Annotated in this window: 23 protein-coding genes; 9 read left to right on the top strand and 14 right to left on the bottom strand. The window is 70.5% G+C overall.

The genetic code is table 11. The annotated features are described in order from the left end of the window. Positions 1-2: 2 nt before the first annotated feature. Positions 3-254 carry a hypothetical protein gene (locus tag ACQPZX_RS02760; protein WP_433373870.1) on the top strand — a complete coding sequence of 84 codons (252 nt, stop codon included), beginning with the start codon at positions 3-5 and terminating at the stop codon, positions 252-254. A gap of 217 nt (positions 255-471) precedes the next feature. Here the strand turns inward: ACQPZX_RS02760 and rhaI are convergent, their stop codons facing one another. Genes rhaI through ACQPZX_RS02790 form a run of 6 tightly spaced genes read right to left on the bottom strand, consistent with a single transcriptional unit; the run spans position 472 to position 6,584 of the window. After that, positions 472-1,638, bottom strand: coding sequence for an L-rhamnose isomerase (gene rhaI, locus ACQPZX_RS02765; RefSeq protein WP_433384983.1), 1,167 nt, complete (start codon positions 1,636-1,638; stop codon positions 472-474). A gap of 6 nt (positions 1,639-1,644) precedes the next feature. Further along, positions 1,645-1,974 (bottom strand): L-rhamnose mutarotase, encoded by a 330-nt coding sequence (locus ACQPZX_RS02770; protein ID WP_433373873.1) that lies wholly within the window; start codon positions 1,972-1,974, stop codon positions 1,645-1,647. Between the two features lie 9 nt (positions 1,975-1,983). Beyond that, a complete protein-coding gene (rhaS, locus tag ACQPZX_RS02775; RefSeq protein WP_433373876.1) occupies positions 1,984-3,057 on the bottom strand; it encodes a rhamnose ABC transporter substrate-binding protein in 1,074 nt (357 codons plus the stop codon). A gap of 20 nt (positions 3,058-3,077) precedes the next feature. Further along, positions 3,078-4,085 (bottom strand): ABC transporter permease, encoded by a 1,008-nt coding sequence (locus tag ACQPZX_RS02780; protein WP_433373879.1) that lies wholly within the window; start codon positions 4,083-4,085, stop codon positions 3,078-3,080. Continuing rightward, a complete protein-coding gene (locus ACQPZX_RS02785; RefSeq protein WP_433373882.1) occupies positions 4,078-5,082 on the bottom strand; it encodes an ABC transporter permease in 1,005 nt (334 codons plus the stop codon). Before ACQPZX_RS02785 ends, ACQPZX_RS02780 begins: the two co-directional genes overlap by 8 nt. Beyond that, positions 5,079-6,584 carry a sugar ABC transporter ATP-binding protein gene (locus ACQPZX_RS02790; protein ID WP_433373885.1) on the bottom strand — a complete coding sequence of 502 codons (1,506 nt, stop codon included), beginning with the start codon at positions 6,582-6,584 and terminating at the stop codon, positions 5,079-5,081. The genes ACQPZX_RS02785 and ACQPZX_RS02790 overlap by 4 nt, the downstream gene beginning before the upstream one ends. 158 nt (positions 6,585-6,742) lie before the next feature. Here ACQPZX_RS02790 and ACQPZX_RS02795 point away from each other — a divergent pair, with 158 nt between their 5' ends. The 7 genes from ACQPZX_RS02795 (at position 6,743) to ACQPZX_RS02825 (ending at position 14,653) form a co-directional block, all read left to right on the top strand. Next, positions 6,743-7,765 carry a LacI family DNA-binding transcriptional regulator gene (locus ACQPZX_RS02795; RefSeq protein ID WP_433373888.1) on the top strand — a complete coding sequence of 341 codons (1,023 nt, stop codon included), beginning with the start codon at positions 6,743-6,745 and terminating at the stop codon, positions 7,763-7,765. 62 nt (positions 7,766-7,827) lie between these two features. After that, the gene (locus ACQPZX_RS02800) at positions 7,828-9,858 is read left to right on the top strand and encodes a bifunctional aldolase/short-chain dehydrogenase (RefSeq protein WP_433373891.1); all 2,031 of its coding nucleotides are present in this window, start codon (positions 7,828-7,830) and stop codon (positions 9,856-9,858) included. Continuing rightward, positions 9,855-11,264 carry a rhamnulokinase gene (locus ACQPZX_RS02805; protein WP_433373894.1) on the top strand — a complete coding sequence of 470 codons (1,410 nt, stop codon included), beginning with the start codon at positions 9,855-9,857 and terminating at the stop codon, positions 11,262-11,264. Before ACQPZX_RS02800 ends, ACQPZX_RS02805 begins: the two co-directional genes overlap by 4 nt. 64 nt (positions 11,265-11,328) lie before the next feature. Further along, positions 11,329-12,060 carry a (Fe-S)-binding protein gene (locus ACQPZX_RS02810; RefSeq protein ID WP_433373896.1) on the top strand — a complete coding sequence of 244 codons (732 nt, stop codon included), beginning with the start codon at positions 11,329-11,331 and terminating at the stop codon, positions 12,058-12,060. An 11-nt stretch (positions 12,061-12,071) separates the two neighbouring features. Then, entirely contained in the window at positions 12,072-13,481 is a 1,410-nt protein-coding gene (locus tag ACQPZX_RS02815) for a lactate utilization protein B (RefSeq protein WP_433384986.1), read from the top strand. Further along, positions 13,478-14,080, top strand: coding sequence for a LutC/YkgG family protein (locus tag ACQPZX_RS02820; RefSeq protein ID WP_433373899.1), 603 nt, complete (start codon positions 13,478-13,480; stop codon positions 14,078-14,080). Before ACQPZX_RS02815 ends, ACQPZX_RS02820 begins: the two co-directional genes overlap by 4 nt. A gap of 9 nt (positions 14,081-14,089) precedes the next feature. Beyond that, the gene (locus ACQPZX_RS02825) at positions 14,090-14,653 is read left to right on the top strand and encodes a DUF1707 SHOCT-like domain-containing protein (RefSeq protein ID WP_433373901.1); all 564 of its coding nucleotides are present in this window, start codon (positions 14,090-14,092) and stop codon (positions 14,651-14,653) included. Here ACQPZX_RS02825 and ACQPZX_RS02830 read toward each other — a convergent pair. The 8 genes from ACQPZX_RS02830 to ACQPZX_RS02865 are packed head-to-tail and all read right to left on the bottom strand — an operon-like array spanning position 14,639 to position 23,847. Then, positions 14,639-15,349, bottom strand: a complete 711-nt coding sequence (locus tag ACQPZX_RS02830) for a LamG-like jellyroll fold domain-containing protein (protein WP_433373904.1) — start codon at positions 15,347-15,349, stop codon at positions 14,639-14,641. The two genes, ACQPZX_RS02825 and ACQPZX_RS02830, sit on opposite strands and share 15 nt — an antisense overlap. Then, positions 15,349-16,491, bottom strand: a complete 1,143-nt coding sequence (locus tag ACQPZX_RS02835) for a hypothetical protein (protein WP_433373907.1) — start codon at positions 16,489-16,491, stop codon at positions 15,349-15,351. The genes ACQPZX_RS02830 and ACQPZX_RS02835 overlap by 1 nt, the downstream gene beginning before the upstream one ends. 38 nt (positions 16,492-16,529) lie before the next feature. Further along, complete coding sequence (locus tag ACQPZX_RS02840) at positions 16,530-18,986, bottom strand: DUF4118 domain-containing protein (RefSeq protein ID WP_433373910.1); 2,457 nt, start codon at positions 18,984-18,986, stop codon at positions 16,530-16,532. A 1-nt stretch (position 18,987) separates the two neighbouring features. Continuing rightward, positions 18,988-19,818 carry a potassium-transporting ATPase subunit C gene (locus ACQPZX_RS02845; protein WP_433373913.1) on the bottom strand — a complete coding sequence of 277 codons (831 nt, stop codon included), beginning with the start codon at positions 19,816-19,818 and terminating at the stop codon, positions 18,988-18,990. A 1-nt stretch (position 19,819) separates the two neighbouring features. Continuing rightward, positions 19,820-21,940: a potassium-transporting ATPase subunit KdpB gene (gene kdpB / locus ACQPZX_RS02850; RefSeq protein WP_433373915.1), complete on the bottom strand. Its 2,121-nt coding sequence runs from the start codon at positions 21,938-21,940 to the stop codon at positions 19,820-19,822. After that, complete coding sequence (gene kdpA, locus ACQPZX_RS02855; RefSeq protein WP_433373918.1) at positions 21,937-23,583, bottom strand: potassium-transporting ATPase subunit KdpA; 1,647 nt, start codon at positions 23,581-23,583, stop codon at positions 21,937-21,939. The genes kdpB and kdpA overlap by 4 nt, the downstream gene beginning before the upstream one ends. Before the next feature lies 1 nt (position 23,584). Beyond that, the gene (gene kdpF, locus ACQPZX_RS02860) at positions 23,585-23,674 is read right to left on the bottom strand and encodes a K(+)-transporting ATPase subunit F (protein ID WP_396037179.1); all 90 of its coding nucleotides are present in this window, start codon (positions 23,672-23,674) and stop codon (positions 23,585-23,587) included. Next, positions 23,671-23,847: a hypothetical protein gene (locus tag ACQPZX_RS02865; protein ID WP_433373921.1), complete on the bottom strand. Its 177-nt coding sequence runs from the start codon at positions 23,845-23,847 to the stop codon at positions 23,671-23,673. Before ACQPZX_RS02865 ends, kdpF begins: the two co-directional genes overlap by 4 nt. 139 nt (positions 23,848-23,986) lie before the next feature. Here ACQPZX_RS02865 and ACQPZX_RS02870 point away from each other — a divergent pair, with 139 nt between their 5' ends. Then, positions 23,987-26,944 carry a WD40 repeat domain-containing serine/threonine protein kinase gene (locus tag ACQPZX_RS02870; RefSeq protein WP_433373924.1) on the top strand — a complete coding sequence of 986 codons (2,958 nt, stop codon included), beginning with the start codon at positions 23,987-23,989 and terminating at the stop codon, positions 26,942-26,944. Position 26,945: the final 1 nt, after the last annotated feature.

Raw genomic sequence — 26,945 nt, forward strand, 5'->3', positions numbered from 1 at the left:
GGGTGAATCAGCCGAGATCCACCCCGCAACGCTGCCCGGTGACCGCCAACGGCACCATCCTCGTCGCCGGCCGCCGCGCCAGCACCACCGTTGCCGCCTGCCCGACACACGCCTCGGGACAGGACCGGGCGGCGAGCGGGAAGTCATCAAGATCGGCGGGTGCGGCCAGTGGGTGGCGGCGAGCGGTGGCGGTGGGCGGTGGGCGGTGGCGGTGGGCGGTGGCGGTGGCGGTGAGCGGTCTGCGCGAGGCGTGATGAGTTGGTGTGCGGTGGGCGCGGGAAGTCATCAACGCGGGAGGGGGCGGCGGGGCGAGGGTGGGGCTTTCGGGGGCGGGGAGCGAGTGGGTGGTTTGGGTGACCACTTACGCAGAATGAAGGCCCAGGGCCAGCGCAGCTGGGCCCCGGGCCGGCCTCGGCGGGAGCGACGGTCTGTCACCCACCACCCAGGTACGACATGAATTTGATCTTGAAGTTAGGCTCCCCAGCCGGCCTGCTGGCCGCCTACGCGGTCGGCGATGATTTTCTCGTCGTAGCCGGAGCGCTTGTAGGCGGCGATGGGGTCGGGGTCCAGGCTGTTGTCGGCGCGGACCTCGGCCAGCAGGGGGCGGACGTCGGTGTTGTAGGCGTCCATGAAGACGGCGTTGGACTCCAGGACGTCGCCGGCGTTCTGGGCCGCGGTCAAGGCGTCGCGGTCGACCAGCAGGGCCTTCGCGGTGGCCTCCTGGACGTTCATCACCGAGCGGATGATGGCGGGGATCTTGCGCTCGATGTTGTGGCACTGGTCGAGCATGAAGGCGATGCCGTACGCGGGATCCAGGGCGTCCGCGCGGACGATCTCGTACATGATGCGGAACAGCTGGAACGGGTCGGCGGCGCCCACCATGAGGTCGTCGTCGGCGTAGAAGCGGCTGTTGAAGTCGAAGGCTCCTAGTTTTCCCTGGCGGAGCAGGAACGCGACGATGAACTCGATGTTCGTGCTGGGGGCGTGGTGGCCGGTGTCGATGCAGACGGTGGCGCGCTCGCCGAGCTCGATGCAGTGGGCATAGGAGGTGCCCCAGTCGGGGACGTCCGTCGCGTAGAAGGCCGGCTCGAAGAGCTTGTACTCGAGCAGCATGCGTTGGTTTTCGCCGAGGCGGTCGTAGGTCTCACGCAGGGCGGCGGCGAGCCGGTCCTGGCGGGTGCGCAGGTCGTCCTGGCCGGGGTAGTTGATGCCGTCGGAGAACCAGAGCTTGAGGTCCTGCGAACCGGTCTGGTCCATGATGTCGATCGCCTCGAGGAGGTGATCGGTGGCCTTGCGGCGGATGCCGGGATCCGGGTTGGTGACCGAGCCTAGCTTGTAGTCGTCGTCCTGGAAGACGTTGGTGTTGATCGCGCCGATGCCGACGCCCTGGTCGGCGGCGTAGCGCGTCAGGGCGGCGTAGTCGTCCACCTTGTCCCACGGGATGTGCAGCGCGACGGTGGGGGCGACGCCGGTGAAGCGGTGCACGGCCGCTGCGTCGGCGATCTTCTCCTCGGGGTTGCGCGGCACGCCCTGCTGGGCGAACACCTTGAATCGGGTGCCGGAGTTCCCGTACGCCCAGGACGGGGTCTCGATGCGCTGCGCGGCGAGCGCGCGCTTGACTGCGGCCAGGTCAGCCATCACGGATCACTTCTCTTCTGGATCTTCGCCGAGGTGGAACACCTCGGTCAGCAGCGGGAAACCCTCGGTCGGCGTGGTGCCGGCGAAGAACGGCGCCATCTCCGCCTGCCACCGGGAGTTGACGTCCAGCGCCGCCATTGCCGCCTGGGACGCCGCGAGGTCGTCCGCCTCCACGTAGCCGATCAACAGCCCGTCGGAGCGCAGGAAAAGGGAGTAGTTGCGCCAGCCGGTGGCCCGAAGTGCCTGCTGCATCTCGGGCCACACGGACTGGTGCCGCTCCACGTACTCCGCCATCCGCTCGGGGCGGACTTGAAGTTGGAAGCAGTAACGAGGCATGACGACCTTTTAGAAGTTGAACTTGTCGATGTTGTCGGCGGTGAACTCGGTCGGCGGGCCGAGGACGATCTCGCCGTCCTTGCCGATCGTGTAGTCGCCGAGCTTGCCGGCGGAGAACTTGTCGCCCTCGGCGCCGGTGATCTTCCCGGAGGCGAGCGCGGCGCCGGCGTAGGCGGCCAGGTAGCCGATGTCGGCCGGGTTCCACAGCGCGAACTTCTTGACGGTGCCGTCCTTGACGTACTGGCGCATCTGGTTCGGCAGGCCGAGGCCGGTGACCGCGACCTTGCCCTTGTACGAGGACGAGCCGATGTAGCGGGCGCCCGCCGCGATGCCGACCGTGGTCGGGGCGACGATAACCTTCAGGTTGGGGAACGATTGCATGAGGCCCTGGGCCTCCTGGAACGACTTCTGGTCGTCGTCGTTGCCGTAGGCCACCTTGACCAGCTTGAGCTTGCTGTACTCCGGCTTGGCCAGTTCCTTCTTCATGACGTCGATCCAGGCGTTCTGGTTCGTCGCGTTCGGGGTGGCCGACAGGACGGCGATCTCGCCACCGCTGGCGCCGGCCTGCTCGAGGGCCATCTTGGCGAGGGATTCGCCGATGCCCTGGGTGGTGGCCTGATTGATGAACGCGTCCCGGCAGTCCTTCGACGCGTCGGAGTCGAAGGTGACGACCTTGATCTTCGCCGCCCGGGCCTGGTTCAGCGACGGGCAGACCGCGTTCGGGTCGTTCGCGGCGATCACGATGACGTCCTGCTGCTGCTGGATCAGCGTGTTGATGTAGGAAACCTGGGACGACGCCGACGCGTCGTTCGGGCCGACCTTCTTGTACTCACCCTTGAGCTCCTTGACGGCCTCCTCACCGCCCGAAGTCTCCACATCGGAGTACGGGTTGTTCAACTGCTTGGGCAGGTATGCGATCTTCAGGCCCTCTTTGAGCGCGGCGTTCGGGTCCGCGGTCGCCGATGCCTGGGTGCCGCCGCCCGAGTTGGCGTTGCTGTCCTTGGTGGTGCCACCACAACCGGCGACGGCGAGCGTCAGGGCCGTGGCGGCCGAGATGGTTACGGCCAAGCGGTGTCGGAACATGCTGGCTCCAAACGGGGGATCTACTGAATGGCGGACTGGCGTAGCCGTCGGCGCTGCCAGTTGCCGCGAACGGTGGTGACGATGTTGGGAAGGAGAACGGACAGCACGAGCAGGGCGCCCGTGACGATGTTCAGCGCCTGCCCGGAGACGTCCTCCAGGCGCAACGCGTTCTGCAGCGCGGTCAGCAGCACCACGCCGGCGAGGACGCCGGGCAGGCTGCCCTTTCCGCCGAAGATCGACACGCCGCCCAGCAGGACGGCCGCGACCACGGCGAGCTCGAGCCCGGCGCCGTTGTCGGCCCGGGCGCTGGAGTAGCGCAGCGTCCACAGCACGCCGACCAGGCCGGCGACGGCGCCGCTCACGACGTACAGCCAGAACTTGGTGCGGGCCACGCGGATGCCGGAGAAGTGGGCGGCCTGCGCGTTGGCGCCGATCGCGTAGAGCGACCGGCCGATCGGCGTGGCATGCAGGATCACCCCGAAGACCACCGCCATGGCGACGATCAGGATCAGGACATTCGGGATGCTGCCATCGCCGATCGTGCCGGTCACCCAGCCTGTGTAGTTCCACGGGAAGTCGGCCACCGCGCCGTCGCCGAGCACCACGAAGGCGAGGCCGCGGTAGAGGGCGAGGGTGCCGATCGTGACCGCGAGCGAGGGCAGGCCCAGGCCGGTCACGAGGAAGCCGTTGAGGACGCCGGCGACCGCGCCGATCAGCACGCAGAGCGGGATGATCGTCTCGATCGAGAGGTCGTGGTTCCAGAACCAGCCCATCAGCGAGCTGGTCAGGCCGAGCGTGCTGGCCACCGAGAGATCGATCTCGCCGGTGATGATGATGAACGTCATCGGCAGCGCGACCAGGATGATCGGCATCAGATCGAGCACCATGAAGGTGAAGTTCCGGCTGGTGCCGAAGTTGTCGACGGCCAGGGAGGCGACCAGAAGCACGGCGATGGTCAGCACGATGATCGCCGTGTCCCAGTTGGCGAAGCGGCGCAACTCGCCCGATTTGGCCGAAATATCAGACATGGGCGTCTCTCTTTCGCAGCGAGCGGGCGATCCGCACGGCGACCAGGCGGTCGGCGCAGATGGCCAGGATGATCAGGGCGCCGACGATGGCCTGCTGCCAGAACTGGTTGATGTCGAGCACCGCGAGGGCGCTGCTGATCACCGTGAGCAGCAGGGCGCCGAGGCCCGCGCCCCAGACCGTGCCGCTGCCGCCGAAGACCGCGACGCCGCCGACCACCACCGCGGCCACGACGTTCAGCTCGTAGCCGGTGCCGGCGCTCGCGTCCACGGTGCCGAAGCGGGCGGCGAAGAGCACCCCGGCCAGGCCGGCCAGCGCGCCACTGAGGACGAACGCGCCCAGCAGGTTGCGGGCGACCTTGATGCCGGCCAGCTCGGCGGCCTGCGGGCTGGAGCCCATGGCGTAGAGCTCGCGGCCGACCCGGTAGTTGCGCATCACCAGCGAGACGCCGCCGACCACGATCACCGCGATCAGCACCAGCCAGGGGATGCCCAGGATGTCGTCGTTGGCGAAGCTGAGGAAGTGCGGGGGCAACTCGTCGGCGTTGACCTGCGAGCCGCCGGCCCACTGGTAGACGATGCCGCGGTACATGTAGAGCGTGCCGAGGGTGACGACCAGCGCCGGGACTTTGCCGTAGCGGACCAGCACGCCGTTGAGCAGGCCCGCCGCGGCGCCGACCGCGAGGCCGACGAGCAGGGCGACGATCATCGGGAGGCCACGGTTGTTGCTCATCATCGTCGCGACAGTGAAGGCCGAGAAGCCGAGAATCGAGCCGACGCTGAGGTCGATGTTCCGGGTGATCACGACAACCGCCTGGCCGGTGGCCATGACCGCGAGGATCGCGGTGTTCAGCAGGTTGTCGCGGATGCTCTGGGCCGAGAGGAAGCGCGGGTTGCTGATCGTCGTGTAGAGGACCAGTGCGGCAAGGGCGAGGACGATGCCCAGTTCGCGGGTCTTGAGGAAGTTTCTCCCGCCGACTCTGGCAGCGATGGGAGTCATGCTGCGGCCTCCTGGCCCATCGCGGCGTACATAACTGATTCTTCTGTCATTTCGGATTTCTTGAGGACGGCGGCGACGCGGCCCTCGCGCAGCACCACCACGCGGTCGGCCATGCCCAGCACCTCGGGCAGCTCGGACGAGACCATGACGACCGCGAGACCGTCGGCCGCGAGCGACGACATCAGCCGGTGCACCTCGGCCTTGGTGCCGACGTCGATGCCGCGGGTGGGCTCGTCGACGATCAGCAGCTGCGGACCGGTGGAGAGCCACTTGGCCAGCACGACCTTCTGCTGGTTGCCGCCGGAGAGCGTGCCGACCGCGTCGGAGAGCCGGCCGAGCTTGGTCTGCAGCTTCTCGGCCCAGGTGGCCGCCGCCTTCTTTTCCACCCCGCCGAAGAGCAGGCCGAGCCGGGCCAGCTTGCGCGCGCGGGGGAGGGTGATGTTGCGCTCGATCGACAACTCCATCACCAGGCCCTGCTGCCGCCTGTCCTCCGGAACCAGCGCCATGCCGGAGGCCATCGCGGCGCGTGGGTTGCCGGGCTTGAGCCGCTTGCCTTTGATACGGACCACGCCCGAGTCGTAGGGGTCGACGCCGAAGACCGCCTGCATCACCTCGGAGCGCCCGGCGCCCACGAGGCCGGCCAGCGCGACGATCTCGCCGGCCCGGACCTCGAAGGAGATGTCGCGGAAGACGCCCTCCCGGGTCAGCCCTTCGACCTGGAGCATCACGTCGCCGGGGGTGACCTCCTGCTTGGGGAAGAGCGCGCTGAGGTCGCGGCCGACCATCCGCCGGATCATGTCGTCGACGCTGATGTCGGCGACCATCTCGGTGGCGACGTGCTTGCCGTCCCGCATGATCGTGACGCGCTCGCAGAGCGCGGTGATCTCCTCGAAGCGGTGCGAGATGAACAGGATCGCGGCGCCCTCGTCGCGCAGCGACCGGACCACCGCGAACAGCCGCTCGACCTCGACGGCCGAGAGCGCGGCGGTCGGCTCGTCCATGATCAGGACGCGGGCCTCGCTGGAGAGCGCCTTGGCGATCTCGACCAGCTGCTGGTCGGCGATCGAGAGGCCGCGGGCCGGGCGGGTCGGGTCGAGGTGCACCCCGAGGCGCTGGAAGAGCTTTTCCGCGTTGGCGTGCATGACCTTGCGGTCGATCTGCCGGAGCCGGGTCAGCGGCTGGTTGCCCATCGCGATGTTCTCGGCGACGGACAGGTCGGGGAAGAGGGTCGGCTCCTGGTAGATGACCGCTATGCCGGCCGCCTTGGCGTCGGCCGGGCCGGCGAAGTCGGCGTCGGCGCCGTTCACCCGCAGGGTGCCGGTGTCGGGGCGGTGCACCCCGGCCAGCATCTTGACGATCGTGGATTTGCCGGCGCCGTTCTCGCCGACGAGGGCGTGCGCCTCGCCGCCGTACAGCGGGAAGCTGACGCCCTGCACGGCCGCGACGGCGCCGAATGATTTCGTCACGTCGTGGACCTCGAGCAGGGCAGTTGCCTCCGCCACGAGCCACCTCCCAGGTCGGGACTTGAAATGTTTCACAAACGTAGGTGGCCCCGATCACACGTGTCAAGCACGGGACGGAAACGTTCGTGAAACATAGGCATTGCCCTGGTCGCGGGTACCGTAAGATGCTGCTTCAACGTTTCAAGAGAGGATTTCCCGTGCTGAACGGCAGGACGCCGTCCGTGAAGGACGTGGCCGCGGCCGCCGGCGTCTCGCTCGGCACCGTCTCGAACGTGATGAATCGCCCCGAGGTGGTCAGCGCCCGCACCCGGGAGCGGGTCGAGCGGGCCATGGCCGAGCTCGGCTTCGTGCGCAACGAGTCGGCCCGCCAGCTCCGCGCCGGCACCAGCCGCACTTTGGCGTACGTGATGCTCGACGGCACCAACCCGTTCTTCCACGACGTGGCCCAGGGCATCGAGTTCGCCGCCGAGGACGCCGACCTGTCGCTGTTCATCTGCAACAGCAACAGCCGCCCCGAGCGCGAAGAGGCGCACCTCGACCGGCTCCTGCAGCAGCGGGTGCAGGGCATCCTGATCACGCCGGTCAACCCGGACGCGCCGTACCTCGACGATCTGTCCCGCCGCGGCGTGCCGCTGGTGATCGTCGACCGCCGCCGCGTGGATGAGAACTGCTGCTCGGTCGCGGTCGACGACGTGCACGGCGGCCGGGTCGCGATCGAGCACCTCGCCGAGCAGGGCCACACCCGGGTGGCGGTCATCGGCGGGCCGGAGTCGCTCGGCCAGGTGCGCGAGCGCCTGCAGGGCGCCCGCGAGGTGTGGGAGGAGCTCGGCCTGCCCTCCGACGATCTGGTCTACCTGCCGACCGAGGCGATGACCGTCGCGGAAGGACGGTCGGCGGGGGAGCGGCTGGCCGGGCTGCCGGCCCGGCGGCGGCCGACCGCGGCGTTCTGCGCCAACGACCTGCTCGCGCTCGGCCTGCTGCAGCAGGGCATCGGCGCCGGGTTGCGGGTCCCCGACGACCTGGCGATCGTGGGCTTCGACGACATCGAGTTCGCGGCGGCCGCGGCCGTGCCGCTGACCTCGGTGCGCCAGCCCCGGCAGGAGCTGGGCCGGGCGGCCGCGCAGCTGGTCCTCGACGAGGCGACCAACCCCGGCCACGAGCACCAGCAGCTGTTCTTCACGCCCGAGCTGGTGGCCCGGGCGTCGACCCGGCGCTCTTGACCTCGGCGGGGCCGGGCCGTAATCTGCCTGCAACGTCTGAAACGTTTCACGAGAAGGCCGCGATGACTAACCCCGCAGTTCGTGAGCTCCTGGACCGCAGCAACCGGCTCGGCGCCGATCCGCGCAACACCAACTACGCCGGGGGCAACACCTCGGCCAAGGGCAGCGAGACCGACCCCGTCACCGGCGAGCCGACCGAGCTGGTCTGGGTCAAGGGCTCGGGCGGCGACCTCGGCACGCTCACCGAGAAGGGCCTGGCCGTCCTGCGGCTCGACCGGCTGCGGGCGCTCACCGGCGTCTACCCCGGCGTCGAGCGCGAGGACGAGATGGTCGCGGCCTTCGACTTCTGCCTGCACGGCCGCGGTGGCGCGGCGCCGAGCATCGACACCGCCATGCACGGCCTCGTCGATGTCGCGCACGTCGACCACCTGCACCCCGACTCCGGCATCGCGATCGCCACCGCCGCCGACGGTCCCGCGCTCACCAAGGAGATCTTCGGCGACCGGGTGCTCTGGGTGCCGTGGCGCCGGCCCGGCTTCCAGCTCGGCCTCGACATCGCCGCCGTCCAGCGGGCGAACCCGCAGGCCATCGGCGTGGTGCTCGGCGGGCACGGCATCACCGCGTGGGGCGCGACCAGCGCCGAGTGCGAGGCGAACTCGCTCGAGATCATCCGGCTCGCCGCGGAGTACCTCGCCGCGCACGGCCGGCCGGATCCGTTCGGGGCTCCCTTGCACGCCTCCTTGCCGTCGCCGGAGCGGCGGGTTCGAGCGGCCGAACTGCTTCCGGTTCTTCGCGGGCTGGCGTCGACCGACCGTCCGGTGGTGGGGCACTACACCGACGCCGAGGTCGTGCTCGACTTCGTCAACTCCGAGCGGATGCCTTCGCTCGCGGCCTTGGGGACCTCCTGCCCCGACCACTTCCTGCGTACCAAGGTCAAGCCGCTGGTCGTCGACACCGCGCCGGACGCGCCTCTCGACGAGGTGGTGGCCCGGGTCAAGGAGCTGCACGAGGCGTACCGCGAGGACTACCGCGCCTACTATGAGCGGCACGCCACGGCCGACTCCCCGGCGATGCGCGGCGCCGACCCGGCGATCGTGCTGGTCCCCGGCGTGGGCATGTTCTCGTTCGGGGCCAACAAGCAGACCGCGCGGGTGGCCGGCGAGTTCTACGTCAACGCCATCAACGTGATGCGCGGAGCCGAGTCGGTGTCGACCTACGCGCCGATCGACGAGAGCGAGAAGTTCCGCATCGAGTACTGGGCGCTGGAGGAGGCCAAGCTTCAGCGGATGCCGAAGCCGAAGCCGCTGGCCACCCGGATCGCGTACGTGACCGGCGGCGGGTCGGGCATCGGACGGGCGATCGCGCTGCGGCTCGCGGCCGAGGGCGCCTGCGTGATCGTGGCCGACCGTGACTTCGCTGCCGCACGGACCGTGGCCGAGGAGATCGGCGGCACCGACGTGGCGATCGCGGTGCATGCCGACGTGACCAGCGCGGAGGCGATCGTCGAGTCGCTGCGGGACGCGGTGCTGGCGTTCGGCGGGGTCGACCTGGTGGTCAACAACGCCGGGCTGTCGATCTCGAAGCCGCTGCTCGACACCACCGAGGCCGACTGGGACCTGCAGCACGACGTGATGGCCAAGGGCTCGTTCCTGGTGTCCCGCGAGGCGGCCCGGGTGATGATCCCGCAGGGCATGGGCGGCGACATCGTCTACATCAGCAGCAAAAACTCGATCTTCGCAGGCCCCAACAACGTCGCGTACGGGGCGACCAAGGCCGACCAGGCGCATCAGGTGCGGCTGCTGGCCGCGGAGCTCGGAGCCCACGGCGTACGCGTCAATGGCATCAACCCGGACGGCGTCGTGCGTGGCTCGGGGATCTTCGCGGGCGGCTGGGGCGCCCAGCGCGCCGCCGTCTACGGCGTGCCGGAGGAGAAGCTGGGCGAGTACTACGCGCAGCGCACGCTGCTCAAGCGGGAGGTGCTGCCCGAGCACGTGGCGAACGCGGTGTTCGCGCTGGCCGGGGGCGATCTCACCCACACCACGGGCCTGCACATCCCGGTCGACGCGGGTGTCGCAGCGGCCTTCCTGCGATGACTGTGCCTTCCGAACCGAGGCGATTCGCCGCGGTCGACCTCGGCGCGTCCAGCGGGCGCGTCATGGTCGGCCGTGTCTCCGCCGCCGAGGTGTCGCTCACCGAGGTGCACCGGTTCGCCAACGAGCCGGTCAAGGCGGGCGGGACGCTGCACTGGGACATCCTGGGGCTGTACCGCGGGGTCCTCGAAGGGCTGCGGGCGGCGGGGCCGGTGGACAGCATCGGGATCGACTCGTGGGCGGTCGACTATGGACTGCTCGACGCGTCGGGGGCGCTGCTCGGCAACCCGGTGCATTACCGGGACGCGCGGACTGACGGGGTGCCCGCGCGGGTGGCGGGGGTCGTGCCGGACGAGCGGCTCTACGAGATCACCGGGCTGCAGAAGCTGCCGTTCAACACGGTCTATCAGCTGGTGGCGGCGCTCGGGACGCCGCAGTTCGAAGCGGCTCAGCAGATGCTGCTGATCCCCGACCTGCTGGCGTACTGGCTGACCGGGGAGCTGGGGGCGGAGTACACCAACGCGTCGACGACCGAGCTGCTCGATGTCCGTACGCGGGATTGGTCTCTGTCGTTGATCTCGGCTTTGGGGTTGCGGCCGTCGTTGTTGCCGCCGGTGCGACAGCCGGGGACGACGATCGGGGTTCATGGCGATACTCCGGTGGTGGCGGTGGGATCTCATGACACCGCTTCGGCCGTGGTGGGGGTGCCGGCCGCCTCTTCGGACTTCGCCTACATCTCGTGCGGGACCTGGTCTCTGGTGGGGTTGGAGCTGCCGTCGCCGGTGCTCAGTGAGGCGTCGCGGCTGGCGAACTTCACCAATGAGGGTGGGGTCGACGGGACGATCCGATACCTGCGGAATGTGATGGGGCTTTGGCCGCTGCAGGAGTGCATGCGGGCCTGGAGCTTTTCCGACATTTCCGAATTGCTGGCCTTGGCGGCGCGGGAGCCGTTGTTGCGCTACGTCGTGGATCTTGATGATCCGGTGTTCCTGCCGCCGGGCGACATGATCGGCCGGATCACGTCGGCGGGCGGGCTGCCGCGGGATGCTTCGCCGGCGGTGGTGGCACGGTGCATTCTGGACAGTCTGGCGCTGGCGCAGTGGCGGGCCGTCGAGCAGGCGCAGGAGCTGGCCGGGCGGGCCGTCGACGCGGTGCACATCGTTGGTGGGGGAGCGCGGAACTCGCTGCTCTGCCAGCTCACGGCGGACGCTTGCGGGCTGCCGGTGCTGGCCGGGCCGGTCGAGGCCACGGCGCTCGGGAACGTGCTGGTGCAGGCGCGCGCGGCCGGGGTGATCGAGGGCGATCTCGCGGCGCTGCGGGGTGTTCTGCGCTCGACTCAGGAGATCGTGCGGTACGCGCCGCGGGGAGATCGCGGGGAGTGGCGGGCGGCCGCCAAGCGGATCGCTTGACTCTCCCCTTGGGGGAGACACCACGCTTGTGACACGCCCGGCTCGTCGGATTGGAGGTGGGGCGATGCGGATCGCGTTGTTCGCGACATGTCTGGCCGACACGATGTTCCCGGCCGCGGCCAAGGCGACCGTGCTGCTCCTGGAGCGGCTCGGGCACGAGGTCGTGTTTCCCGCCGGGCAGACATGCTGCGGTCAGATGCACATCAACACGGGCTATCAGAAGGACGCTTTGCCGCTGGTCCGGCGGCATGTGCAGACCTTCGAGGCGTTCGACGTGGTCGTCGCCCCCTCCGGCAGCTGCGTGGGTTCGGTGCGACACCAGCACGCCATGGTCGCGGCGGGCGAGCCGGCGCTCGCGGCGCGGGCCACGTCCGTCGCCTCCCGGACGTTCGAGTTGTCCGAGCTGCTCATCGACGTGCTGGGCGTCGAGGATGTGGGCGCCTACTTCCCGCATCGGGTGACCTACCACCCGACGTGCCACTCGCTGCGGGTGCTGCGGGTGGGCGACAAGCCGATGCGGCTGCTGCGCAACGTGCGCGGGCTCGATCTGGTGGAGTTGCCGGCGGCCGAGCAGTGCTGCGGGTTCGGCGGCACCTTCTCGGTGAAGAACGCCGACACGTCGACCGCGATGCTGGCCGACAAGATGCGCCATGTGCTGGGCACGGGCGCCGATGTCTGCACCGCCGGCGACGCGTCGTGCCTGATGCACATCGGGGGCGGCCTGTCCCGGCTGCGCACCGGGGTCCGCACCGTTCACCTGGCCGAGATCCTGGCATCCACGGAGGCGTCGTCGTGACTTTTCTCGGCATGCCCGCCCGGGCCCCGCGCGGTGTCGGGCACCTGCGGGGGGACGAGCCGTTCCCGGTGGCCGCGCGCGAGGCGCTGGCCGATTCGCAGTTGCGGCGCAACCTGCAGCACGCGACTACGACGATCCGGGGCAAGTCCGGGCGGGTCATCGCCGAGCTGCCGGATTGGCAGGAGCTGCGGGCGGCGGGGTCGGCGCTGAAGGCGTACACGATGGCGCACCTCCCTTCTCTTCTGGAACAACTTGAGGAGCAGGTGACCGCCGCCGGCGGGGTCGTGCACTGGGCGGCCGACGCCAACGAGGCCAACCGGATCGTCACCGACCTCGTGCGGCAGACCGGCGAGCAGCGGGTCATCAAGGTCAAGTCGATGGCGACCCAGGAGATCGGGCTCAACGAGGCGCTCGAGGCCGCCGGGATCACGCCGGTCGAGACCGACCTGGCCGAGCTGATCGTGCAGCTCGGCGACGACAAGCCCAGCCACATCCTGGTGCCGGCCATCCACCGCAACCGGTCGGAGATCCGCGAGATCTTCCTGCAGGCGATGCCGGGAGTCGACCCCGGCCTGACCGACGAGCCGCCCGAGCTGGCCGGCGCGGCCCGGAAGTACCTGCGCGAGACCTTCCTGCACACCCGGGTGGCGATCTCGGGGGCGAACTTCGCGGTCGCCGACACCGGGACGCTGGCCGTGGTCGAGTCGGAGGGGAACGGGCGGATGTGCCTGACCCTGCCCGACACGCTGATCACCGTGATGGGCATCGAGAAGCTGGTGCCGACCTGGCAGGACCTCGAAGTGTTCCTGCAGCTGCTGCCGCGGGCGTCGACGGGCGAGCGGATGAACCCGTACACGTCGATGTGGCGCGGTGTGACGCCGGGGGACGGGCCACAGAGCTTCCACCTGGTGCTGCTCGACAACGGCCGCAGCGCGGTGCTCGCCGACGAGGTCGGGCGCCAGGCGCTGCATTGCATCCGGTGCTCGGCCTGCCTCAATGTGTGCCCGGTCTACGAGCGGACGGGCGGTCACGCGTACGGGTCGGTGTATCCGGGCCCGATCGGCGCGGTGCTGTCGCCGCAACTCACCGGGGTGGCCGACAACCCGACGCTGCCGTATGCGTCGTCGCTCTGCGGCGCCTGCTTCGACGCCTGCCCGGTGCAGATCGACATCCCGTCGATCCTGGTGCACCTGCGCGATCAGGCGCCGCACCCGCGCTCGGAGGCGGCGGTGATGGCGGCCGCGGCGTACACCATGGACCGTCCCAAGCTATATGCCCGCGCGCAGCGGGCGGCGAAGCTCGCCAAGCTCGTGGGCCGGAAGGGCCGGGGATTGCCGCCGCCGCTGAACGGGTGGTCGGCCAGCCGTGACCTCCCGGCGCCACCGTCGCAGACGTTCCGTGACTGGTGGGAGTCGCGATGAGCGCCAAGGACGTGATCCTCGGCCGGGTCCGGGCGGCGCTGGCCTCCGGCGTCGAGGCGCCGGTTGTCCCGCGCGACTATCGGCGCGGCGAGGCCAAGGTCGACCTCGATCTGCTGGTCGAGCGCCTCACCGACTACAAGGCCGTCGTGCACCGGGCCTCGTCGGTTTCCCTGGCCATCTCGGACATTTTGCCTCGCGGAGCCGTCGTCGTGCCGCCGGGGCTGCCGATGGCGTGGCTGCCGCCCGACCTCGAGGCCATCGTCGACGAGGGTTTGGTGCCCGCACAGATCGCGGCGGCCGACGGCGTGGTGACCGGGGCCGCGGTTGCTGTCGTCGAGACCGGGACCATCGTGCTCGACGGCTCGCCCGATCAGGGCCGGCGGATCATCTCGCTCCTGCCCGACCTGCACATCTGCGTGCTGCGGCCGGCGCAGGTCGTGGCGTCGGTCCCGGAGGCGGTGGCCCGGCTCGACCCCACGCGCCCGCTCACCTGGATCAGCGGGCCGTCCGCGACCAGCGACATCGAGCTCAACCGGGTCGAGGGGGTGCACGGTCCCCGCAATCTGCACGTGATCCTTTTGGGGGAGGCCGGGCCGTAAGCTGGCGCGGTGACGACCTCGCCTGTGCCGAACCCGCCGTCCGATCACGAGCGCGAGCGCGCCGCCGAGCTGCTGCAGCGTGCCTGCGGCGACGGCCGGCTGACGCTCGAGCAGTTCAGCGCCCGGGTCGGCGCGGTGTGGGCGGCCGAGAGCTCGCAAGAGCTCGAGCGGGCCACCGCCGGGCTGGCGCCGACGCCCATCGTCGGGTCGGCGCAGGCCGTCGACAGCGTGCTGACCGTTTTCAGCGAGACCAAGCGGCGCGGGCGGTGGCGGCTCAACTCGCCGCGCGTGTGGCTGCGCACGTTCTTCGGCTCGACCGAGCTCGACCTGCGTGAGGTGATCACCAGCCAGGGCACCATCGAGATCGCCGGGCTGTGCCTGTTCGGGCAGGTCACCGTCATCGTGCCGGAAGGGGTCGAGGTCGACCTGACCGGCGCGGTGGTGTTCAGCAACCACAGCCTGCACCTCGCGCCGGTGCCGCGGGTGCCGGGCACGCCGGAGGTCCGGGTCGACATCGCCACCTGGTTCGGGCAGGTGCAGGTGGTCAGCAAGCCCTACTCACTGACCGATTGAGACCCAGACCTCGTCGAGCGCGCCCTGGAACTGGTCGTTGTTGGTGAACGAGCCCTTGCCGCCGACGCTGAGCGGGATGCGGTTGCGCACCGACAGGCCGGCCGGAATAGTGGCGGCGCCGCGCCGGACGCCGTCGACCAGGACCTCCAGGGTGCTGCCCGACCGCCGGCATTCGAGCGCGTGCCAGCGGCCGTCGGCCACGCTCACCGAGCTGAGCGCCAGGTGGATCGTGGGCTCCTCGTCGTCGACCAGCACGCAGCTGGGCTGGCCGGCCGCGCCGTCGATCTGCAGCTTGTACTGGCTGCCCTCGGCCGAGTAGCCCTTCTGCAGGACGTTCTCGCCCTTGGTGGTCTCGTCGGCGGCGAGCCGTACCGAGGCGCCCCAGCGGATCGGCCGCCGCCCGGGGTTGAGGTCGTCGACCGGCACGGCGCGCAGCGCGATCCGCGGGCAGGGCTCGTCGTGGCAGGGCTCCGGAAACATCAGGGCCCGGCCGTCGCCGCGGGCAACCGTGGCGTACGAGCCACCGTGCCGGCTCACCGGCGTGAGGTCGTGCCCGTGCCCGGTGGCGTCGGCGAGCGGCGCTTTACCGTCGAAGTTGTAGAGGACCACGTAGTCCGGCCGCGCCGACGCGTGTGCGGACGGGCCGGTGACGCCGGCGAACGCCAGCGCCACCGCGAAGAGGATCGCGCGCCGCATCAGCCGAAAGACGCGAAGCGCCTCTGGGCCCGGCCGCCGATCGTGGTGAAGTCGCCGCCGGCCGCCACCGTCCCATGTGCCGGGTCGACCGCGATCGTGCGGACCCCGACGATGCCGTTGGCCTGCGGCGCCCAGTCGCCGAGCGAGCCGTCGCCGCGCACCGCGGCCAGCTTGACCCGGGAGACCGAGCCGTCGCTGCAGGTGCCGTGCGCGCCGGTGGTGCCGCTGGTGCACGCCCGGTCGAAGTGCCCGCCGACGTACGCGGTGCCGTCGAGCACCGCGATGGCCTGGGCGTCCCCGTCGAAGGTGCGTGTCCATCTCGTACGCCCGGCCGTGGTGAACGCCGCCGCGCGGCCGCCCGGTCCGCCCATCGCGGCGTAGACGCCGTTGCCGTCGACCGCGATGCCGTAGACCACCGCCGGTGGCGACGGCCGGAAGCCGCGGTCGAGCTCGCCGCTGGTGGCGTCGACCGCGGAGAGCCGGAGCGTCGAGCTCACGTCGTCGGTGCGGTGGAAGCTGCCGCCCAGGTAGACCTTCGAGCCGCGGTAGGCCAGCGAGTAGACGGTGTTGTCCGCGGTCGGCGTCCAGTCGTCGTCGAGCGCGCCGGTGGTCAGCGAGAACGCGGCCAGCCGCTCCCGGTCCCGCCGGTCGACCCGGCTGATCGTCCCGCCGAGGTAGAGCCGGCCGTTGCCGACCGCGAGGGCCCGCGGGCTGCCGTCGATGCCGTGCGCGAACGAGCCGACCGCGCCGCTCGAGGCGTCGAGCCGGGCCAGTGAGTCGCGGGCCTGCCTGGAGACGTGGTCGAAGTCGCCGGCCGCATAGACCGACGAGCCGGAGACGGCGAGCGCGCGGATCGTGCCGTCGGCGCGTGGCGCCCAGTCGAGGAGGGCGCCGGAACGCGCGTCGAAGGCGGCGAGCCGCTCCCGGGAGACGCTGCGCCCGCCGATCGTGGTGCTGGTGAAGGAGCCGCCGACGTAGACGGTGTCGCCGCGATACGCGATCGCGTACACCGAGCCGTTGAAGGACGGCGCGACGCGCGCGGTCGTGCCGACCGCCGCGCCTGCGGGCTGCGCCACGGCACAGACCGCGATGGCCGCGGCGCCGGTGACGGCGGCGCGGCGCACATGCTTTGAGATACGCACGCCGGGCTAACGCACGTCCCCCTCGGGAGGATGCGAGTTCACGCGGGTGTTCCGGCCGGCAGCGAAAGGATCATGGTGAGGCCTCCGCCGGGGGTGGCCGACGGGGTGAGCGTGCCGCCCATCGCCTCGGTCAGGCCCCGGGACAGTGCCAGCCCCAGGCCGACGCCGGTGTGGTTGTCCTGATCGCCGAGCCGCTGGAACGGCAGGAACACATCGTCCCAGCGCTCCTCGGGGATGCCGGGGCCGTGGTCGATCACGCGGAGCTCGACGACGTCGCCGAGGGTGCTGCCGGTGACCAGCGGCGGCCGGCCGGGCGGGCTGTAGCGCAGCGCGTTGCCGATGACGTTGACCAGGATCCGTTCGAGCAGGCCCGGGTCGGCGCGGACGGCGGGCAGGTCGGCCGGCAGCCGGGTGACCACGGCGCCGCCGAGGTCGTCGAGGGCGCGCGGGACGATCTCCTCGAGTCCGATGTCGATGGTGGTCATGCCGAGCGCGCCGGCCTGCAGGCGGCTCATGTCGAGCAGGTTCGAGACCAGGCGGTCGAGCCGGTCGAGCGAGATGTTCGCGGTCTCCAGCAGTTCCCGGCGGTCGTCGGCGTCGAAGTGCACGTCCTCGCTGAGCAGGCCGGCGACCGCGGCCTTGGCCGACGCCAGCGGCGTACGCAGATCGTGGCTGACCGCGGCGAGCAGGGCCGTCCGCATGCGATCGGCCTCGGCCAGCGGCTTGGCCGCGGCCGCCTCGGCGCTGAGCCGCTCCTGCTTGAGCGCCAGCGCCGCCTGGGCCGCGAACGCCTCGACGATGCGCCGGTCGGACGCCTCCAGCGGATGCCCCTTGAGCAGCAGTGTGTACTCCTCGTCGACCCGCACCTCGGCGTCGGCGGCCTGCGCGTCGGTGCACGGGTCGCCGACACAATTGATCACCGACCCGTGCGACAGCAGCGTCACCGAGTCGAGGCCGAACGTCTCCCGCAGCCGTTCCAGCAGCCGCTCGCCGCGGATCACGCCGCCGGCGATGGTGGACAGCGTCTGGGCCTCGGCCGATGCCCGCGCGGCCTGCCGGGTCTTGCGGGCCGCGGTGTCGACCACCCAGCTCACCGCGAGGGCCACCACCACGAAGATCGCGAGCGCCAGCAGGTTGTCCCGTTCGGCGATCGTGAACTTGCCGAACGGCGGGGTGAAGAACCAGTTCAGCAGCAGCGAGCCGACGACCGCGGCCAGCAAGGCGGGCCAGAGGCCGCCGACCAGCGCGATGCCGACGACGGCGGCCAGGAAGATCAACAGGTCATTGGTCAGGTCGATGGGCGGCGCGAGGTGCAGCAGTGCGGTGAGTGCCGGCAGCCCCAGGAGCACCAGGGCGTATCCCGACACTCGGCGGGAAAGCGACAAAGCGGGTGGCACGCGCCGGGAGAAGGCGCCGCGGACCCGCTCGTGCGTCACCAGGTGCACGTCGATCGTGCCGGACATGGCCGTGACGGTCACCCCGACCCCGGCCGTGATGATCTGGGCGAACCGGCCGCGGCTGCTCGCCCCCAGCACGATCTGCGTCGCGTTGACCCCGCGCGCGAAGTCGAGCAGCGCCTGCGGCACATCCGGCCCCACCACCTGGTGATAGGTCCCGCCGAGGCTCTCCACCAAAACCCGCTGCTTGGCCAGCTCCGCGGGGTCGGCGCCGGCCAGGCCGTCGTTTCTTGCGACGTGTACGGCCAGCAGATCCGCACCCTTGTTGCGGGCGGCGATTCGCGCGGCCCGCCGGATGAGCGTCCCGCCCTCGGGGCCGCCGGTCAGTGCCACCACCACCCGCTCCCGGGTCTCCCAGGTCGCGTCGATCCGGTGGTCCGCCCGGTATTTGTCGAGCTGGTCGTCCACCTTGTCGGCCAGCCACAGCAACGCCAGCTCGCGCAGCGCGGTCAGGTTGCCGGTGCGGAAGTAGTTCCCGAGCGCCGCGTCGATCTTCTCCGGCAGGTAGATGTTGCCGTGCGCCATCCGCCGGCGCAGCGCCTCCGGCGTCATGTCGACCAGCTCGACCTGCTCGGCTTTTCTTACGACGGCATCCGGTACGGTCTCGCGCTGCTCGACCCCGGTGATCTGGGCGACCACGTCGTTGAGCGACTCCAGGTGCTGCACGTTGACCGTGGTCAGCACGCTGATCCCGGCGTCGAGCAACTCCTGGACGTCCTGCCAGCGCTTGGGGTGGCGCGAGCCCGGCACGTTGGTGTGCGCGAGCTCGTCGACCACCGCCACCTCGGGCTTGCGGGCCAGCACGGCGTCGAGATCCATCTCCTCGAGCTCGACGCCGCGATAGCCGATCCGCTTGCGCGGGACGACCTCGAGATCACCGATCATGGCCGCGGTGTGTTCGCGCCCGTGCGTCTCGACCAGCGCCACGACCACGTCGGTGCCGCGCTCGGCTCGGCGGTGCGCTTCCTCGAGCATGCTGTAGGTCTTGCCGACACCGGGCGCCGCGCCCAGATAGATCCTCAGTTCCCCGCGCGCCATGTCAGCCCTTGTCTAGAGCCATGTTGAGTTCCAGCACGTTGACTCCGGGTTCGCCCATGAAGCCGAGTGCCCTCCCATCGGTGTACTTCTTGACGAGGTCCTGCACCCCTTTTTCCGACATTCCCCTCTCGCGGGCCACGCGCGGCACCTGGAGCTGGGCGTACTGAGGGGAAATGTCGGGATCGAGGCCGCTGCCGCTGGCGGTGACCGCGTCGGCGGGCACGACCGGATGAGCCGGCGCGTTCCCCCGGATCGGGGTGATGACGCCGCCCTCGGCAACATAGTCCTCGCCGGCCTTGGCCGGCTCGACCGTGACGCCCTTGTAGGCGGCGGTGAACGGCGTGCCGGTCTGGTTGACCGACACGACCCGGGTGATCGGGCCGGTCAGCCCGTCCCGGAAGAAGACGGCCAGCACCGCGCCCACCCCGTCCGGGGTGCAGTAGGGCCGGCTGCCGTCCACACCCTCGAGCTTGCCGATCGCCAGGCTGCGTTCACAGACCTGAGTGAGGAGGCTCTTGCGGTCGGCGGTGTCGACGACGTCCTCCGGGCCGAGGTTGCTGGCCGAGGTGGCGGTCGGGTCGTATCCGTCGCCGGCCGCGGACGGGCGACTCTGGAAGTACTTCCGCACCGGGTTGCCGTCGGCGTCGGTGAAGGACTGTCCGATGAGGGTGCTGCCGTGCGCCACCAGCGACCCGCCCGACTTATCCGACAGGCCGGGAATCTTGCCGATCGCGACGAACGCCAGGGGATAGGCGAGCCCGAGAATGATGGTCAGGACGAGCAGCGCGCGCAGCGCCGCGAGGTGCTGGGAAAGCCAGATCGGGAGTCGCATCTCAGATCCCTGGAATGAACTGAACGAGCAGGTCGATGAGCTTGATGCCGAGGAACGGCGCGATCACGCCGCCCAGGCCGTAGATCCACAGGTTGCGGCGCAGCAGCGCGCTCGCGCTCGACGGCCGGTACCGCACGCCGCGCAGCGCCAGCGGGATCAGCGCCACGATGACCAGCGCGTTGAAGATGACCGCGGAGAGGATCGCCGAGCCCGGCGAGTGCAGCCGCATCACGTTCAGCGTGTCGAGGCCCGGGTACACCGCCGCGAACATCGCCGGGATGATGGCGAAGTACTTGGCGATGTCGTTGGTGATCGAGAAGGTGGTCAGCGCGCCGCGCGTGATCAGCAACTGCTTGCCGATCTCCACGATCTCGATCAGCTTGGTCGGGTCGGAGTCGAGGTCGACCATGTTGCCGGCCTCCTTGGCGGCCGACGTGCCGGTGTTCATGGCCACGCCGACGTCCGCCTGGGCCAGGGCCGGCGCGTCGTTGGTGCCGTCGCCGGTCATCGCGACCAGCCGGCCGCCCTCCTGCTCCTTGCGGATGTAGGCGAGCTTGTCCTCGGGGGTGGCCTCGGCGAGGAAGTCGTCGACGCCGGCCTCGTCCGCGATCGCCTTGGCGGTCCGCGGGTTGTCGCCGGTGATCATCACGGTGCGGATGCCCATCTTGCGCATCTCGTCGAAGCGCGTCCGCATGCCCTCCTTGACGACGTCCTTGAGGTGGATGACGCCCAGGGCCTGCGCCGGTTTGCCGGCCTCGTGCTCGGCGACCACGAGCGGGGTGCCGCCGGTCGCGCTGATCATGTCCACGATCTCGCCGACCTGCTCGGTCGGGTGCCCGCCGTTCTCGCGGACCCACTTCATCACCGCGGCCGCCGCGCCCTTGCGGATCTGCCTGCTGCCGAGGTCGACGCCGCTCATCCGGGTCTGCGCGGTGAACGGCACGAACGTCGCCTCGGTCATCAGGCCGGGCTCCCGCTGCCGCAGCCCGTACTCGTTCTTGGCCAGAACCACCACCGACCGCCCCTCGGGCGTCTCGTCGGCCAGACTCGAGAGTTGTGCGGCGTCGGCGAGAGCCTTGGCGCCGACCCCGTCCACGACGACGAACTCGGACGCCTGCCGGTTTCCGAGGGTGATCGTGCCGGTCTTGTCGAGCAGCAGGGTGTTCACATCGCCGGCGGCCTCGACCGCGCGGCCCGACATGGCCAGCACGTTGCGCTGCACCAGGCGGTCCATGCCGGCGATGCCGATGGCGCTGAGCAGCGCGCCGATCGTGGTCGGGATCAGGCAGACGATCAGCGAGACCAGCACGATGCCGGTGACGCCGTGCTGGTTGATCGCCAGCGTGTCCGGCGCCGCCGCGTTGTAGGCCTTCGAGAAGATCGCCAGCGGCTGCAGCGTCACCACCGAGAGCAGGAAGATGATCGTGAGCGCGGCCAGCAGGATGTTCAGCGCGATCTCGTTCGGCGTCTTCTGCCGGTTGGCGCCCTCGACCAGCGCGATCATCCGGTCGACGAAGCTCTCGCCGGGCTTCTGGGTGATCCGGATGACGATCCGGTCGGAGAGCACCTTGGTGCCGCCGGTGACGGCCGAGCGGTCGCCGCCCGACTCCCGGATGACCGGGGCCGACTCGCCGGTGATCGCCGACTCGTCGACGCTGGCGATGCCCTCGATGACGTCGCCGTCGCCGGGGATGATGTCGCCGGCCTCGGCCACCACGACGTCGCCCTGCTTCAGCTCGGTCGCCGGGATGGCCACCTCGCGGTCGCCCACCAGCATCCGGGCGACGGTGTCCTGCTTGGCGGCGCGCAGCGCGGCGGCCTGCGCCTTGCCGCGGCCCTCGGCGACCGCCTCGGCCAGGTTGGCGAAGACGACCGTGAGCCACAGCCAGACGGTGATGACCCAGGCCAGCGTGCTGGGGTCCACGATCGACAGCACGGTGGTGAAGACCGCGCCGACCTCGACGATGAACATCACCGGGTTGCGCCACAGGGTGCGCGGGTCGAGCTTGCGCAGCGCGCCCGGCAGCGACTTCCGCAACTGCTGAGGATCGAGCAGCCCACCGCGTACGGAATCGGGCTTGGTCTTTGAAGGGTTTGCCGGTTTTTCGGCCAGCGTGGTCATGACAGGCCCTCCGCGATGGGTCCGAGAGCGAGAGCGGGGAGGAAGGTCAGGGCGACGAGTACGACCGTGACGCCGACGACCATTCCGACGAACAGGGGTTTGTGGGTGGGCAGCGTGCCCTCGGACTCGGCCACCGGCTTCTGCCGGGCGAGCGAGCCGGCCAGGGCCAGCACCAGGACCAGCGGCAGGAAGCGGCCGAGCAGCATGGCGAGGCCGAGCGCGGTGTCCCACCACGGCGTGTTGACCGTGATGCCGGCGAAGGCCGAGCCGTTGTTGTTGGCGGCGCTGGTGAAGGCGTACAGGACCTCGGAGAGACCGTGCGGCCCGGTGTTGAGCGCCGTGCTGTTGTGGCCGGTGGCGAAGGCCGCCGCGGCGCCGATCAGCACCAGGGCCGGGGTGATCAGGAAGTACAGCGAGGCGAGCTTCATCTCCCGGGCGCCGATCTTCTTGCCCAGGTACTCGGGCGTGCGCCCGACCATAAGGCCGGCCACGAAGACCGTGATCACCGCGAGGATGAGCAGGCCGTAGAGGCCCGAGCCGACGCCGCCGGGCGCCACCTCGCCGAGCATCATGTTGACCATCGGCATCATGCCGCCGAAGGACGTGTACGAGTCGAGGAACGAGTCGACCGCGCCGGTCGAGGTCAGCGTCGTCGCCGCGGTGAAGGCGCCCGAGTCCGGGATGCCGAACCGGACCTCCTTGCCTTCCATCGCCGCGCCGACCGCCTGCGGCACCGTGCCGGCGCCGTGCACCTCGAAACCGATCGTCAGCGCGACGCTGGCCAGCGCCAGCACCGCCATGACCGCGACGATCGCGTAGCCCTGCCGGTTCTGCCCGACCATCCGGCCGAACACCCGGGGCAGGCTGAACGGGATCAGGCAGATCAGGAAGATCTGCAGCCAGTTCGTCCAGGACGTCGGGTTCTCGAACGGGTGCGCCGAGTTGACGTTGTAGAAGCCGCCGCCGTTGGTGCCGAGCTCCTTGATGACCTCCTGGGTGGCCACCGGGCCGCCGGTGATGTGCTGGGTGGCGCCGGTCAGCGTGGTCACGTCGGTGCCGCCGGAGAGGTTCTGCACCACGCCGGCGATCATGAAGACCAGCGCTCCCAGGACGGCGATCGGCAGCAGGACGCGTAGCGTGATCCGGGTCAGATCCACCCAGAAGTTGCCCAGCGCCTTCGTCTTACGGCCGGCGAAGCCCCTGATCAGGGCGACCGCCACGGCGATGCCGACGCCGGCCGAGACGAAGTTCTGCACCGCAAGGCCGGCCATCTGCACCAGGTGGCCCATTGTCGACTCACCCGAGTAGGCCTGCCAGTTGGTGTTGGTGACGAAGCTGACCGCGGTGTTCCAGGCGATGTGCGTCGGCACTCCGGAGAAGCCGAGCGACAGCCACAGCTTGTCCTGGACGCGCAGGAACAGGTAGAGGAAGAGGATCGAGATCGCGGAGAAGGCGAGCACGCTGCGGGCGTACACGCCCCAGGTCTGCTCGGCGCTCGCGTCGACCCCGACGAGCTTGTAGACGCCGCGCTCGACGACGTTGTGCTTCGTGTGCGCGACAACCCGGTACATGTAGTCGCCGAACGGCCGGTAGACCGCGATCAGGGCGACCACCAGCGTGCTGACGAAGATCCAGCCGGCCATGTCAGAACTTCTCCGGGAACAGCAGCGCGGCCACCATGAAGGCGGTCAGCAGGACGGCGACGATCCCGCCGATGAGGTTGACGGCGCTCACCAGCGTTCGACCGCCCGGATCAGCACGGTCAGCGCTGCGAACAGCGCCACCGTGAGCACGACGAACAGCAGATCGGCCACGGGACTCGACTCCTCAGAGTGGGGGTTTTCGGGCTTGCACGGAGAGCGAATCTCGGCCGTGGCGGACCGGACAGGGGTGTTGATGCCATGCATACGGGCCCCCGGCGTTTTTTGACGCCGTTTTGACGCGCGCCCCGGCTGACGGAGCTTTGACAGAAAACCCCTAGGGGTGCGTGCCGGTTGTAGTGTGCTGGTGCGCGACTCATATCGATCTTCATGAAAGACGCAGGCCGTGACGACAAGCGCGCTGCGAATAGACGACCCGGTTCTCCTCGGTGGATACGAATTGCTGGCCCGCCTCGGCGAAGGCGGCATGGGCACCGTTTACCTCGCCCGGGGGCGCGACGGCCGGGCGGTCGCCATCAAAGTCATCAAACCCGAAAATTCGCGCGACGCCGAATATCGTGCCCGATTTCGGAGCGAAGTGGACCGGGCTCGGCGGGTGCCGCCGTTCTGCACCGCCGAGGTGCTCGACGCCGATCCCGATCACGAGACGCCGTACCTCGTCGTCGAGTTCGTGGACGGGCCGAGCCTCGCCGACGTGGTGCGCGACCAGGGGCCGCTGACCGCGGCGAATGTGCACGGCGTGGCGATCGGGGTGGCCACCGCGCTGGTCGCCATCCACGGCGCCGGCATCATCCACCGCGATCTCAAGCCGGCCAACGTGCTGTTCACGCTGGGCACTCCCAAGGTCATCGACTTCGGCATCGCCCAGCCGACCGAGCCGACCAGCCAGCACACGCGGCCCGATCACGTCGTCGGCACGATCGCGTACATGGCGCCGGAGCGCTTCGACACCGACCGGCAGCGGCCGCTGACGCCGGCGGCCGACGTGTTCGCGTGGGGCGTCGTCGTGACGTACGCGGCGACCGGCCACCTCCCGTTCGCGGGCGACTCGCCGGTGGCGACGGTGGGGCAGATCCTGATCCAGCCGCCCGACCTCGACGGGCTGACCGGCGGGCTGCGCGAGCTGGTGGCGTCGGCGCTGGAGAAGGACCCGGCGCGCCGGCCGTCCGCGGCCGAGTTGCTCGACCGCCTGCTGATCGCCGAGCCGGTCGATCCGGAGTTGCGCCGGGCGGCGTACGCGGCCCGGGACCGGCTGCGGTCGCGCCGCGCCATGCGGCGGGTGATCCGGGTGACGGCGGCCGCCTGCGTGCTGGCGCTGGCCGCCGGCGTGCCGGCCGGGATCGTGATGCACCAGCGGACGGCCGATCGCGCGGACGCAGCGGTGGCCTTGCGGGTGGCGCGTACGGCCGTGGCGGACAACCTGGTGACGAAGTCCCGGGACACGCGTCGCACCGACCCGGGGCTGTCGCTGCGGATGGCGGCCACCGCCGTCGGCCTGACCCCCGACGAGGCGACCAGGGCCAACCTGACCGACGCGATCGCCGCCGGATACCTCGGCGAGCTCCCGGCCCGCCGGCCGATCTCGGTGGCCCGCTACCGCCCGGACGGGCAGGCGGTCGCCCTGGCCGGCACCGACGGGACTTTGACACTGTGGCGGAACGGCGCCCTCGCCGGCGTCGCGAACAGCGGCGACGACCTCATCGGCGACGTGGCGTTCAGCCCGGACGGGCGCACCCTCGTGACGATCGGGAAGCGCCTGCAGCTCTGGGACGTGCACGACCTCGCCGCGCCGCGGCCGCTGTACTCGGCCGCGGCCGAGCTCGGCGACGGGCGGCTGGCCGAGTTCGCCGGCCCGGGGCGGCTGATCACCAGCGCCGGCGCGGGCTTCGCCATGTGGGACGTCAAGGATCCGCGGCGCCCCCGGCGGCTCTGGCGGGTGACCGGCCCGGGCTCCTTCGCCGGCTCGGTGGCGGTGAACGCACACGGGCTCTACCTGCAGGAGACCGGCAACGACATCGCCGTCTGGTCGGGCGACGGGCTGGCCAAGCCCCGGGTGGTCGCGCACTACGACAAGCCGGGCCCGGTCAAGGACATCGCGATCAACCCGGCCGGCACGCTCGTGGCGATCGCCCTCGAGTCCGAGGACAACCCGGTCTGGCTCTACGACCTGACCGATCGCGCCGATCCGCGCCGCCTCGTCTATCCGCCCGCCGCCACCCACGCCGCCAAGGTCGCCTTCTCGCCGGACGGCAGCCTGCTGTCCGCCGTGGACGACGACAAGCACGTGACGCTCTGGGACGTCCGCAACCCGTCGATGCCGATCCTGACCGGCACCCGCGACGGGAACGGCGACACGGTGACCTCGGTGGCCTTCGCGCCGGACAGCCGGGCCCTGCTCACCACCAGCCTCGGCGTCACCAACACGGCGATGCTTTGGCGCGCCACGCCCGCCCTGGCGCCGGCGAAGGTCGCGTCGATCCGGCAGCCCGGACCGGTCGGGTCGCTGGATGTGTCGGCGAACGACATCCTGGCGGTCGGAGCTTCGAGGTGGAACATCGCCGATCCCGAGCATCCCCGCGCCCTGACCGGGCCGGTGGCGGCAACGCCCGGCGGACTGCTCGGCCTCGATTCCGCCGCCGGGCTCGCCGCCGCCGACTCCGGCAACGCGCTCGCGATCTACTCCGTCGCGACCGGCCGGGCACCCCGCAAGATCTCCTCGATCGCGGTGCCGCAACCGATCGACGTCGCGTTCGTCCCCGGCCGCAGCGAGCTCGTCGTGATGTCTGTCGGCGCGGGTCACAACGAGTCCATCGCGCTGTGGGACCTGCGCGATCCGGCCCATCCGCGCCAGGCCGCCGCCCACCGGTACCCGGGGTTCGGGAACGGCTCCGCGATCAGCGCCGACGGCAGCTCGATCGCCTACTGGACCACCAACGGCGTACGCGTCTGGCAACCCGCCGCCGGCGCCGACTCGCTGCTGGTCTCCGAGGTGTCCCGCCGCGGGATGAGCGGGAGCACCCGGATCGAGGGCGCGGCCTTCTCGCCGGACGGGTCGATGCTCGCGCTGAGCACCCCCGAGCGGGTCGAGCTGTGGAGCGTCCCGTCGACCGGTCAGGGCGCCCTGCTCGCCGTGCTGCGCGGGCACTTCGACGGCGTCGGGATCAGCCGCACCCGGCCGATCCTGGCGACCGGCGATGGGGCGTACGTGAATTTCTGGAATCTCGACCGCACGCTCGCCACGCTGCACGACCCGGTCCCGGAGGCCTGCCGCCTCGGCGGCGGCCTCACCGCGGCCGATTGGCCGCGCTACGTCAAGGATCTCCCGTACGCGCCGGTCTGCTGAC

Source organism: Actinoplanes sp. CA-142083 (assembly GCF_050942195.1).
Lineage (GTDB): Bacteria > Actinomycetota > Actinomycetes > Mycobacteriales > Micromonosporaceae > Actinoplanes.